We start from the raw sequence: 11,231 nt of genomic DNA, 5'->3' as shown, positions 1-11,231 counted from the left end.
GCCTCAAAACCCGCACCACCTACGACGAGGCAACCGCGTGGTCACACCACGCCTACCCCCAGCCCGCTTGACACCCCAACGACATGGGGTGTCTGACCGCATCGCCCCGTACGCCGGGCACCGAAAGGGTTGTGGGGAAAGCCAGTGACATCCCTCACGGGTCCGGTCCCCATCAACGTGCCGCGATAGTACGTAGCGTGTGGCCGACATAGGCGGATCTGGCATATGGAAGCAGGCATACGCGGCACCTCGGCAGGGGTCACCGGCCCGGGGCGCCGGCTTCGAGCCGCGGACCGCCTCTGCCGTCCTTCTGACGGAGTGTGAGGCGCCGTCGGCGTCCGGCGCGGCGGCCCGGCATAATCCCGGGCCGGATTCAAGGGTGCCCTCGCCTACTAGGCGAGGTAGTGGAAGCCCCCGTTGCCGTGCCCTCACGCGGCTTTTAACAATGACGGCCCCGCAAGGCGTCCCCGCAGGTCAAGCGCAGTGTCTGTGCGAAACCGAGCCCGCCGGAGGCGCAAGGAGAGTCGACCGAACGAGGTCCGCATGAGGAACCACCGGAAGCACCGCAGGAAGACGCGCCGCCGGCCCATAGCCGTCGCCGTCCTGGCGATGAGCGCGGTGGCGGTGCCGTCGGCCGCCATGGCGTGCATGGGCGACGGAGGAGCCGAGGCCATCACTGCCGCGTCCAGCGGTCCCTGGACGGACGGGAGGAAGACGTCCTGGGACGGGCACCGGGGGCGGGGCATCCGGACCGCGAAGCCCACGGCGACGGCTTCGCCCTCGGCCTCGCCGACGACCTCTCCCGGGACTGCGGCGCTCGCCCCGGAGAAGCCCAAGGCGCCCGTCTCGAAGACGACTGCCCCGCCCGCCCCGACAAGGACCACCGCCGCGCCGAAGCCGACCGCCACCACGGCGGCCCCTGCCGTCGCCCGCGTGGTCGCCCTGGTCAACAGCGAGCGCGCCAAGGTCGGTTGCTCCCCGGTCACCCTGAACGCGAAGCTCTCGCAGGCCGCCCAGGCCCACAGCGCGGACATGGCGAGCCATAACACCATGTCACACACCGGTTCCGACGGGTCCGACCCGGGACAGCGGATCACGCGCGCGGGCTACCTCTGGAGCACCTACGGAGAGAACGTCGCGTACGGGTACTCCACGCCCGGGCAGGTCATGGCGGGCTGGATGGCCAGCGCCGGTCACAAGCGCAACATCCTGGACTGCGGCTTCAAGGAGATCGGTGTGGGGGTGGCGCAGCCCGGCAACTACTGGACGCAGGACTTCGGCACGGTCCGCTGACGCTCACGGGGCCCACGTCCCTCACGGCCCGCCGACCATCACGCCGGCCGCGGCCGCTCCGCTCGCTCCGGAGCGGCCGCGGCGGGCGTGGGTGCCGTTCTGTCCAGGGCGTAGGTGCTGCGCGAGTCCGGGTCGCCAAAGAAGAAGTAAACGTGAGGGCCGTGATGGTGGGCACCGAAGAAACCCGGCTGGTCGTGGTTCGCGGCAATAGCGCCTCAGAGAAGTCGTCCGTCGCGGCCGGCCTGCGTGAGCGGTTCGGCCGCGGCCTGGCCCTGGTCGGCCACGCGGGGGAAGAGCGGATAGCGCCGCCGCCACTCCTCAACCGCCGGTTCCTGGACAGCCGGCCGGGACCACGGGCACGTAGCGGTGGAGGCGCTCGTACGCGGTCAGTTTGGCGGCGAGGCGTTCGGGGCCCATGGTGGCCCGGTCGACTTCCACGAACGCCCGCAGCATCGACCCGTTGTCGCCGTGGGCGGGGCCGCTCCGGTAGTACAGGAGGGCGTCGGGGATGACGGCCTCGCCGCTCCCGATCGGGTGGTGGACCTCGCAGATCCAGTCCAGCGGCTCGCACACATCGCCGCGGCGGCGGGCGTCCTCGAGGAAGGAGGGCGCGGTCTCGGTCAGCGTGTGGCCGGCCTTCAGCCGCACGGCGGTCGGATCGGAGATGGTCCTGGAGGGCCGGTGCCCGCGCAGCTCGGGTCACTCCAAGGCGAGTTGCACGCCGTACTGGGTGGGGAACCGCACCCGGGTCCGTCCGGCCTGCGGCAGGGTGATGCGGTCGGCCAGCCCCTCGGCGCGCAGTCTGGCCAGCCGCCGCCGGGTCTGCTCGATGCGCACCGAGGGGGCGATCCCCCGGTGCATCTGCGCGGTGGTGGCCATCCGGTACTGCGTCAGCACCGCCAGCGCCATCCGGTCCCCGCTGCCCGCGTCTGCGCCGATCATCACGGATCTGCTCGCTTCCCGTCCGGTGCGGCGCCGTCCTTGCCGGCACCGCGCGTACCGGTCACGGCAGCAGCCGGCCCCGACCACGAAGGCCCGACCAGGAAGGCCCGACCACGGTCACGAAGCGACAACGCCTCCGTGGACCAGGCCCACATCTCCTCCGGCAACCGTTCGCGCCCTCTGCCGGGCCTGCCCGCGAATCCGCAGGTCACCACGCTGGTCCGGGCGTGGTCGGGAGGCCGACATCCCCTCTGCGCCCCCGAGTCCACGCCCCACAGCAGGAAGAACAGAGAAGTGGGTGGGACAGGCCCCGGGCGGCGGGCGAGGGGATCGGGCGCCGCTGGTGTTGCTCGCGCGACGGCGGGGCCGCCGCGCCAAACAGCCGCCGACGGAGCGGCGGCGGATTGCGGGGAGTGGTGTGGCCGTCGGCACGCTGGCTACCAGAGCGGTTTCCCGGCGTCGGCAGCAGCCGGAGCCGGCCTTACTCGGTGGCCGCGGCGCGCTTCTTCTTCGCCTGCCGCTTGGCCGGCGGTGGTGGTTCTTCGCCGGAGGCGCCGTTGTTCATCCGGGCACTGGCTTCCAGGACCTGGTCGGTGATGCGGCGGCGCATCTCGCTCTCGGGGTCCTCGCCCAGGTTTTGGGCCAGGCGCTCCGCGGTCAGGTAGTAGCCGGTCAGGACCGGCTGCTCGAAGTAGCGGTTGAGCCGGCTCAGCGTCTGCCCGTACATCTGCAGATAGGTGCGGTTGAGGAAGGCGGAGAGCGCCGCGGCGACACCCGCGATGGCGGCGACGAAGACCTTGGTCTGGCCGTTGGCGAAGTACAGGCCGGCGGCGAAGCAGCCCACAATCACCAACAGGCCCAAGGCCATCGCCCGTTGCGAGGACCGGAAGGACCGGTCTGCTTGATCGGTGGCGATCCGGTGGTGTTCGTCGATCTGGGACTGGTTGAGTTCCAGGAGCGTGGCCAGGGGCGTGACGGTCTTGAGGTCCGCGAGCTTCTGCGCGTCGGTCTCCTTCTGCAGCTCGGCTGCCTCTTCAGCCGCCTGTGACTGGAGATCTTCCCGGCGGATCTGTTTGACCAGCAGGTAGATCGCGATCCCCGAGACCGCGGCCACTGTGACGCCTGTCAGGATCCACAGCCATAGCGGCACCGCGGCACGCCACCTTGGCCGATGCCCCAGATCACCACAGCCGCAATGATCAACAAAGGGAAAGGGGACGGTTGGGAGCCTGGTCGGCGGTAGCGGCCGCCGGTTGTGCGTGCGCTCGGCAAGGAACCCCCTGGACTTCTGCGTACGGCGCCACGGCCGTGCAGTGATCAGTTCAACCGGGTGAGTGTGGCAGCCCGCCATCGTCCCGCCCAGCATGTGACCAGCCAACTACGGCCGCACAGAGGCTGAACCGGCCATGTCGGCGGGGCACACAGATGGCCGCTGCGTACGCAGACGTCGACCGCCAGGTGCTCGAGGAAGAGCTTGGCCACTTCGCCGCGATATTTTTCGGAGTTCGGCGGTCTGCGGATGTCGAGAACGTGCCACCGGCTCCGTCCCGGGGACATCAGCGGCCACCACCGGCCGCACGAGGAAGAAGGAGGAACCGGCATGGCGATTCAGCGGATGGACAACGTCGGCATCGTCGTCGAGGACATGGATGCCGCCATCGCGTTCTTCGTGGAACTCGGTATGGAGCTGGAGGGCAGGGCGGAGGTCGAGGGCCTCGTCGCCGACCAGTGCACCGGACTCGACGGCGTCCGCTGTGACATCGCGATGGTCCGGACTCCGGACGGTCACAGCCGGCTCGAGCTGGCGAAGTACCGCAGCCCCGCGGTGATCAGCGCCGGGCCGCGCAACCGGCCGCACAACATTCTGGGCACGCACCGCGTCATGTTCGCCGTCGACGACATCGAGGACACCGTTGCCCGCCTGCGCACCCACGGCGCCGAACTCGTCGGCGAGATCGCCCGGTTCGAGGACAGCTATCTGCTCTGCTACGTCCGCGGCCCGGAGGGCATCATCGTCGGACTGGCCGAGCAACTGCGCTGAGAACGAGATCATCGAGGTTCTGAACCGCCCGATCAGCCAGGGGCTGCTGGCCCGTGACGTGACCCGCCTGGCCTACGTCGCCAAGGACGGACCCCGCGCAACGTACCGACCGCCTTCACCTGGAACGGGTCGCACATCGTCATGTGTACGACGAAGAACGCGCCCAAACTCCCGTGGCCACCCTCGCGCACAGGCTCCTGAAACGACGGCACCAGTAGGTGAGACACGTCTGAGTGTCGGGAGAACCATCGACCTTGATTTCGTAGGCCCATGGTCCCGTCGGCAGCTGCTGCACGGGCCGGGCCAAGGCGACGTCTACGGGCCACTCCACAGGATCAGCCTGCGCTTTTGGGACACCGGCCGCCTTCTGGGCTTGGGTTATGCGCTGGTGAGCTGTCTGCGGGCAGTTGATGTCAGATGCCGGGGGCGCCTGCGAGGGCGGCGGTCAGACCGAGAGCGGCGCAGATGCCCAGGGTGCGCAGGACGCTCCAGCGCAGCCGGAAGATCAGGACGACGGCGACGAGCGCGATGCCGAGGGCGACGGGGCGGAAGGTGGCGAGGTCGGGCACCGCGAGGTGCAGCGGGCCGAAGGTGTGGTCGTCGACGGTGGTGAAGAGGGTGTGTTCGGCGAAGTAGAGCGCGAGGTTGGCGATGACGCCGACGATCGCGGCGGTGATGCCGCTCAGCGCGGAGGAGACGTGCCGGTTGCCGCGCAGCCGCTCGATGTAGGGGGCGCCGAGGAAGATGAAGAGGAAGCAGGGCACGAAGGTGACCCAGGTGGTCAGCAGCGCGCCCAACAGGGCGGCGGCCCATGGGTCGAGCGCGCCGGGGTCGCGGTAGGCGCCGAGGAACGCGACGAACTGGACGACCATGATGAGCGGGCCCGGCGTGGTCTCCGCGAGTGCCAGACCCCGCACCATCTCGCCGGCGCTCAGCCAGCCGTACGTCTGCACGGCCTGCTGGGCGACGTAGGCGAGCACCGCGTACGCCCCGCCGAAGGTGACCAGTGCGGTGCCGGAGAAGAACAGGCCCTGGGTGGTGAACACGCTCTCGGTGCCGGTGAGTACGGCGACGGCGGCGACTGGGACCGCCCACAGCAGCAGGCCGGTCACCAGGATGCGCACCGTGCGGCGGCGGCTGGGGCGCTCGTGGTGCAGCGCGTCGTCGGGGATCAGCGGGGACGGGCCGTCGTCGCCGGGGCCGTGCGCGGCGGACTTGAACACACCGGGTCGCCGGCGGGCGATCAGCCACCCGGCCGCTGCGGCGATGACGATCACCACGGGGAAGGACACCTGGAAGAAGGCCAGGGCCATGAAGGAGGCCACTGCCAGGCCCACCAGCAGCGGGTGGGTGAGGGAGCGGCGGCCGACCCGCCACACGGCCTGGGCGACGATGGCGACCACGGCGGGGGCGAGGCCGGCGAAGAGTCCGGTGACTGCGGCGGTCGTGCCGAAGCCGACGTAGAGCGCGGACAGGGCGAGCAGTGCCACGACGCCCGGCAGGACGAACAGCGTCCCGGCGGCGAGACCGCCGCGGGTGCCGTTGAGGAGCCAGCCGGTGTAGATCGCGAGCTGCTGGGCCTCGGGGCCGGGCAGCAGCATGCAGTAGCTCAGGGCGTGGTTGAACCGCTGTTGGCCGATCCAGCGTTTCTCCTCCACCAGGGCCCGTTGCATGACGGCGATCTGTCCGGCCGGGCCGCCGAAGGTCTGCAATGAGATGGCGAACCAGGTCCGCAGGGCCTGGCGGAACGGTATGAGATCACCGAGGTCGGGCTCGGCCTGGGAGGCCGGGGGGTCGGTGGCGGTCATCCGCGGAGGTCTCCGTCCTTGGGGTCCAGCAGTAAAGTGCAACCATGGTTACATCATGATGTTGCGAGACGGAAGGGAGCGCGGCCTCAGTGGAGACGAAGAGTTCATTGCGAACGCCGCTCACGACCCGGCAGATCCCGCGTCGTACCCTCGGGGCGATGGGAGACCAGCAAAGCCCGGGAACGCCTGCGTGACCGACACCCAGCCGCCCCTGGTGGCACCCGACCGTCCGGGCCGGTGGGTCCTGCTGTCCTACCGGCTGCCCCGCGAACCCTCGACTCCGCGCATCACCGTCTGGCGCAAGCTCAAGCGCCTCGGTGTCGCCCAGATCAGCGACGGCCTGATCGCCCTGCCTGCCGACGCCCGCACCCGCGAGCAGCTGGAATGGATCGCCGAGGAGATTACCGACTTCGGCGGCACCGCCACGCTGTGGATCGCCCACCCGGCCGCGATCGCCGAGGAACACAAGCTCGCCCAGACCATGGCCGACGCCCGGGCCGCCGAGTACGAGCAGGTCCGCGCCCAGGCCGAAGAGGCCCGGCACCAGCCGGACGACGAACGGCTGCGCACCCTGCGCCGGCTCCGCGCCGAACTGCGCCGCATCAACCGCCGCGACTACTTCCCCCCACCCCACCGCCGCACCGCCGAAGCCGCGGTCGAAGCGCTACACCCCAACAAAACCAAGACCCCCGCTCCCGAGGAGAACTCCGCATGAAGTGGGCCACCCGCGCCAGCATCCACATCGACCGCGCCGCCTGCACCTGGCTGATCCGCCGCTTCGTGGACCCCGAGGCCGCGTTCGTGTTCGTCACCGACCCGGCCGCCGTTCCCGCCGACGCCACCCCCTTCGACATGCGCGGCGTCGAACTGGGCCACCACCACGGCGACTGCAGCTTCGAGACGATCCTGCGCCGCTACGACCTCACCACCGACCCAGCCCTCCAGCGCATCGCCGAGATCGTCCACGAGGCCGACCTGGACGACGAACGCTTCGACGCGCCCGAGGCCCCAGGGCTGGACGTCGTCTTGCGGGGCCTGTCCATGACCGGCGACGACGAGCACACCATGGCCGTCACCAAGCCGGTTTTCGACGGCCTGTACGAGTTCTACCGACGCGCCACCTTCCTCGGACGCGAACCCGCCTGACCAGCCACCGGACCACGATCAATACGGCTGCCCGTTCCCATCCTGCGGCGGCGTGAGGGCGGCACCCACGACCTCCACCACGATGTCGCGTGTGGCGGGCGTGTAGGTGTCGCCGGTCTTCGTGAACGCGCGCCCCGTCTTGGGGACCAGACGCGGGCCGACGACAGATGCGAGCGTAGTGGCAAGCCGCTGGGACAGCGCAACACGTCCGTCAGGGAGCTGTACGGCGAGGGCCTTCGGGTGCCGGGCCGTGCCGGTGAAGCCGACCACGGTGGCGTCGACTGTGTCCGTGTGCCTGACCTTCGCCCACACGCGGCCGGCCTTGTAGGCCGACCGGAGCGGCCTGGCCACGATCCCCTCAACGCCGGTGCCTTCGAGCGTCTCGCGCCAGAGCAGGGCCTCGTCCAGGTCGGTCGTCGACCACACCGGCACGATCGGCGGGCCGACGTCGGCGAGCACGTCCAGGAGGACCTGGCGGCGCTCCGCGTACGGGCGCGGGCGCAGGTCAGGATGGCCTGCTGCAGGATGGGCCAGGACGTCGAACGCCACGTACGTCGCCGGGTGTTGATCGGCGAGCTCCCTCGCGCGGGACTGCGCCGCGGCGAAGCTGATGTGCGCGGTGCCGTCGTCGGCGGCGACGTACACCACGGCCTCGCCGTCCAGGATCACGCCGGGCGGCAGGCTCATGGCGGCCACGGCCAGGTCCATCCAGAGCGCGGTGACGTCGCGGCCGGTCCGCGACTGCAGCCGGACGCCGTCCTCGGTGCGCCACAGCACGGTCCGGTGACCGTCCTTCTCCAGACTTTGATGTGTCTCATCTGATTCCTCCGTGGATATCCCCACCTTCAGGCGGGGGAGGAAACGGACTCCTGCGGAGCAGGGCAAGGGGCTGCGAGTCGCCGTCAGGGAGGATCGCAGTGCTCTGACCCGGAGGTTTGATCTTTACATGCAGTCTCACTAGTTTGTGAGCATGACCGTGAGCCACGTGAAGCGGGCGTTCAAGTACCGCTTCTATCCGACCGATGTGCAGGCAGCCGAGCTGTCGCGCACGTTCGGGTGTGTGCGGAAGGTCTACAACCTGGCGCTCGCCGCCCGCACCGAGGCGTGGGTGCGGCAGGAACGGGTCAACTACAACGCCACCTCCACGATGCTGACCGCGTTGAGGAAGACCGAGGAACTGGCCTTCCTCAACGACGTCTCGTCGGTGCCGCTGCAGCAGACGCTGCGGCACCTGCAGACGGCGTTCACCCATTTCTTCGCCAGGCGGGCCAGCCCGAAGGCACGAAGCCGTCCACCGTGACCGTGTCGCAGGACCCGGCGGGACGGTGGTTCGTGTCCCTGCTGTGCGAGGACCCGGCCATCAAGCCGCTTCCCGCCACCGATGCGGCGGTCGGGGTCGATGTCGGCCTGGACCACCTGCTGACCCTCTCCACCGGGGAGAAGATCACCAACCCCCGGCACGAGCGCCGTGACCGCACCCGTCTCGCCAAGGCCCAGCGGGAGCTGTCCCGCAAGGTCGGCGGTGACGGAGCCAACCGCCGCAGAGCCCGGCGCAAGGTCGCCAAGATCCACGCCCGGATCGCCGACCGGCGCCGTGACCACCTGCACAAGCTGACCACTCGTCTCGTTCGTGAAATCCAAACGCTCGTGATCGAGGACCTGACCGTGCGCACCATGGTCAAGAACCACAGGCTCGCCCGGGCCATCTCGGACGCGAGCTGGAGCGAGTTCCGCTCCATGCTGGAGTACAAGGCCGCCTGGTACGGGCGGGAAGTGATCGCCGTAGACCGGTTCTTCCCCTCCTCCAGGCTGTGCTCCGCCTGCGGCACCTTGCAGGAGAAGATGCCGCTCAGCGTCCGCACCTGGACGTACGGCAGCTGTGGCACGGCCCATGACCGGGACGTGAACGCGGCGAAGAACCTTCTGGCCGCCGGGCTGGCGGTGACAGTCTGTGGAGCCGGTGTAAGACCTCAACGAAGTTCTCCGGGCGGGCAGTCGGCGGTGAAGCAGAAAACCCCACGGCGCGAGCCGTAGGAATCCCCCTCGTTCACGAGGGGGAGGAAGTCAAGAGACATCGGCTCGCTGTCTGGGCCACTTCAAAACCGGCGCATGATCGGCAAGCAGCTCAACATCGCCGAGGCCCGCCACCGCCTGGCCCGGCGGATCTTCTTCGGCCAGAGCGGCGAACTGCGCCAGCACTACCGCAAGGGCATGGAGGACCAGCCCTTTGTCCGCCCCGCGCAGGCCGGCCGCCGACCTCTGCGCCAACCGTCGGCCGATGAGGACGCCAGCGAGGCGTAGCGGAGCGTTGCCCAGGGCAGAACAGTTCACGTTCCGTAGCGGCCATGGTGCGCGCGTGAGAGGGCGGCGGCGCCCTGGCAGGCGAGGGTGGCGGCATCGTCTGCGTACTGGGGGATGTCGTCGGGCCATTTCGAGGTCGGCTGGAGGATCAGCAGCGAGACGGCACCGTGCAGGCACGCGCAGATGGCCCGGGTCAGCGCCGTCACATCGCCGTGGAGCACGCCGGCGTCGGCGCATCGCTGCACCGTTTCCCGTAGGAATCGGAAGCAGGCGTCGGCGACCTGCTCAGTGGCGGCTGTCGCGGGTCCGGTCGCGACCAGGCGGTAGCGCAGGGGATGGTCGAGCCCGAACCTGATGTAGGCGACACTGCGCTGGTGGAGTTCGGCGAACGGGTCGGTGGTCTGGGCGCTGATGCTCAGCATCCGACGGCCGAGCTCGTCCCAGACCCCGAGGCACACGGTGTGCAGCAGTTCCAGTCGGTTGTCGAAGTGCAGATACACCGAGGGGGTGCTGACCCCGACAGCCTGTGCCACCGCGCGGATGGTCACGCCGTCCTCGCCGGCGTCGTCGAGCAGCGTGCCGGCCGCTTTGATGAGCTCGTCCCTCAGTCGGCCGCCGTGGCCTCGCTTGGCGCGACTGCGCCGACGGCCTTCGGTTGTGCTGGCGCGGCCGTCGGCCGTGGTCTGGCCGGGTCCCTTAGTCATGGCGCCTCCGGAGGGCGACGAGTTGAGTGACGCGGGCACAGAGCCGGTCCTTGTCATCCCTGATGTCGATTTCCACGGCGACCGTTGACTTGCCGACGTGCAGCGGGCGGGAGGTCGCGAAGGCGCCGGTGCCGTGTACGGGCCGCAGGAAGTGGGTGGTGGATTCCATGGTCGCGGGGACGGTGTCGGCGGTCCCGTTCAGCGTGGCGCACACGGCGCCGGCTACATCGGCCAGCCCCATCAGTGCCCCGCCGTGCATCGCGGCGCCGACGGTGGACTGCTCGGGCGTGTAGGCGAGTTGCGCGGTGACAGCGTCGGCCTTGAGGGCTGCGAAGCGTATCCCGAGCGTCCTGGCGAACGGCGCCAAGGTGTAGACGTCTTGCTCGGTGATGGTCATCGCGGGCCCCTCAGGTTGTCGCCGTTAAGTTAACGGTGACATGTTATGTGGGCGTCACGGTTCGTGTCCACGCCTGTGGCGCGAGGCTGCAGGGCTGTGCAGTCTTCCGGTGCCGGTCAAAGGTGTGCTGGGCGATGCCGAGCTGTCACTCGGATGAGACAACTTCGAGTGTCTGGAGAACCGTCGACCTTGATTTCGTAGGCCCATGACGGGCCTGTCGGCAGCTGTGTCACGGGCCGCGCGAGGGCGACGTCTACGGGCCACTCCACTCCCTCAGCCTGCGCCTGTGGGACGCCAGCCGCCTGCTGGCGTACTCCCGCACTGCCAGCAGACGGCCCGGGCGACACAGCTGCTGCGGTACAGCCGTCCCGCCACACGGCGCGAGCCCGGCCGCGCTACGCTGCGCGGCCGGGCTCTGAAGTGGTCTGTGGTGTTCTCGACTTTCTGCTGAGCGTCTCGCCGAACCGCCCGGCTGTCATCACCCACACGGGTGGCGCCCGCTCACGCCGCGGCGGCCTCCTTCTCCTGCTGCTTGGCCTTCACCAGGGCGGCGAGCGGGGGCGCCGGCCTTTCCCGACGCTGCGCAGCTTAGGAACAGT

Annotated in this window: 10 protein-coding genes and 3 pseudogenes; 7 read left to right on the top strand and 6 right to left on the bottom strand. The window is 69.7% G+C overall.

Annotation, left to right across the window (positions count from 1 at the left end; translation table 11 throughout):
* Window positions 1–543 precede the first annotated feature (543 nt).
* The gene (locus OP79_RS51180; RefSeq protein WP_033329308.1) at window positions 544–1,293 is read left to right on the top strand and encodes a CAP domain-containing protein; all 750 of its coding nucleotides are present in this window, start codon (window positions 544–546) and stop codon (window positions 1,291–1,293) included.
* Between the two features lie 164 nt (window positions 1,294–1,457).
* A pseudogene (locus OP79_RS57695) lies at window positions 1,458–1,595 on the top strand (kinase); the annotation flags it as partial.
* Window positions 1,596–1,611: 16 nt separating this feature from the next.
* On the opposite strand, the pseudogene OP79_RS56660 reads toward OP79_RS57695, so the two are convergent.
* Both OP79_RS56660 and OP79_RS46780 read right to left on the bottom strand, forming a co-directional pair.
* Window positions 1,612–2,154 (bottom strand): annotated as a pseudogene (locus OP79_RS56660) (replication-relaxation family protein).
* Window positions 2,155–2,716: 562 nt separating this feature from the next.
* A complete protein-coding gene (locus OP79_RS46780; protein WP_033329307.1) occupies window positions 2,717–3,385 on the bottom strand; it encodes a TRADD-N-associated membrane domain-containing protein in 669 nt (222 codons plus the stop codon).
* Between the two features lie 450 nt (window positions 3,386–3,835).
* On the opposite strand from OP79_RS46780, the gene OP79_RS46775 reads away from it, so the two are divergent.
* Complete coding sequence (locus OP79_RS46775) at window positions 3,836–4,276, top strand: VOC family protein (protein WP_033329306.1); 441 nt, start codon at window positions 3,836–3,838, stop codon at window positions 4,274–4,276.
* Between the two features lie 413 nt (window positions 4,277–4,689).
* Here the strand turns inward: OP79_RS46775 and chrA are convergent, their stop codons facing one another.
* Entirely contained in the window at window positions 4,690–6,084 is a 1,395-nt protein-coding gene (chrA, locus tag OP79_RS46770; protein ID WP_033329305.1) for a chromate efflux transporter, read from the bottom strand.
* A gap of 190 nt (window positions 6,085–6,274) precedes the next feature.
* On the opposite strand from chrA, the gene OP79_RS46765 reads away from it, so the two are divergent.
* Window positions 6,275–6,799: a Chromate resistance protein ChrB gene (locus OP79_RS46765; protein WP_245685709.1), complete on the top strand. Its 525-nt coding sequence runs from the start codon at window positions 6,275–6,277 to the stop codon at window positions 6,797–6,799.
* A complete protein-coding gene (locus OP79_RS46760; protein WP_033329304.1) occupies window positions 6,796–7,230 on the top strand; it encodes a chromate resistance protein ChrB domain-containing protein in 435 nt (144 codons plus the stop codon). Before OP79_RS46765 ends, OP79_RS46760 begins: the two co-directional genes overlap by 4 nt.
* Window positions 7,231–7,248: 18 nt before the next feature.
* Here the strand turns inward: OP79_RS46760 and OP79_RS46755 are convergent, their stop codons facing one another.
* On the bottom strand, window positions 7,249–8,073 hold the full coding sequence (locus tag OP79_RS46755; RefSeq protein WP_281194450.1) for an ATP-dependent DNA ligase: 825 nt from the start codon (window positions 8,071–8,073) through the stop codon (window positions 7,249–7,251).
* A 127-nt stretch (window positions 8,074–8,200) separates the two neighbouring features.
* Here OP79_RS46755 and OP79_RS50145 point away from each other — a divergent pair.
* Both OP79_RS50145 and OP79_RS46745 read left to right on the top strand, forming a co-directional pair.
* Window positions 8,201–9,264: pseudogene (locus tag OP79_RS50145) on the top strand (RNA-guided endonuclease InsQ/TnpB family protein).
* A gap of 75 nt (window positions 9,265–9,339) precedes the next feature.
* Window positions 9,340–9,531 carry a Tn3 family transposase gene (locus tag OP79_RS46745; protein ID WP_033329303.1) on the top strand — a complete coding sequence of 64 codons (192 nt, stop codon included), beginning with the start codon at window positions 9,340–9,342 and terminating at the stop codon, window positions 9,529–9,531.
* 26 nt (window positions 9,532–9,557) lie between these two features.
* Here the strand turns inward: OP79_RS46745 and OP79_RS46740 are convergent, their stop codons facing one another.
* Together OP79_RS46740 and OP79_RS46735 are read right to left on the bottom strand one after the other, a co-directional pair.
* Window positions 9,558–10,235, bottom strand: coding sequence for a TetR/AcrR family transcriptional regulator (locus OP79_RS46740; RefSeq protein WP_051745766.1), 678 nt, complete (start codon window positions 10,233–10,235; stop codon window positions 9,558–9,560).
* On the bottom strand, window positions 10,228–10,632 hold the full coding sequence (locus tag OP79_RS46735) for a PaaI family thioesterase (protein WP_033329302.1): 405 nt from the start codon (window positions 10,630–10,632) through the stop codon (window positions 10,228–10,230). Before OP79_RS46735 ends, OP79_RS46740 begins: the two co-directional genes overlap by 8 nt.
* Window positions 10,633–11,231: the final 599 nt, after the last annotated feature.

It is taken from the genome of Streptomyces yerevanensis, from assembly GCF_000716805.1.
In the GTDB taxonomy this organism is placed as follows: Bacteria; Actinomycetota; Actinomycetes; order Streptomycetales; family Streptomycetaceae; genus Streptomyces; species Streptomyces flaveus.
This window is presented reverse-complemented; position numbering and strand designations above follow the sequence as displayed.

What these genes read in the sequence shown, in the direction of transcription:
- OP79_RS51180 (WP_033329308.1), top strand. Translation starts at nt 544, where the DNA reads ATGAGGAACCACCGGAAGCACCGCAGGAAGACGCGCCGCCGGCCCATA.
- OP79_RS46775 (WP_033329306.1), top strand. Translation starts at nt 3,836, where the DNA reads ATGGCGATTCAGCGGATGGACAACGTCGGCATCGTCGTCGAGGACATG.
- chrA (WP_033329305.1), bottom strand. Translation starts at nt 6,084, where the DNA reads ATGACCGCCACCGACCCCCCGGCCTCCCAGGCCGAGCCCGACCTCGGT.
- OP79_RS46760 (WP_033329304.1), top strand. Translation starts at nt 6,796, where the DNA reads ATGAAGTGGGCCACCCGCGCCAGCATCCACATCGACCGCGCCGCCTGC.
- OP79_RS46745 (WP_033329303.1), top strand. Translation starts at nt 9,340, where the DNA reads ATGATCGGCAAGCAGCTCAACATCGCCGAGGCCCGCCACCGCCTGGCC.
- OP79_RS46740 (WP_051745766.1), bottom strand. Translation starts at nt 10,235, where the DNA reads ATGACTAAGGGACCCGGCCAGACCACGGCCGACGGCCGCGCCAGCACA.
- OP79_RS46735 (WP_033329302.1), bottom strand. Translation starts at nt 10,632, where the DNA reads ATGACCATCACCGAGCAAGACGTCTACACCTTGGCGCCGTTCGCCAGG.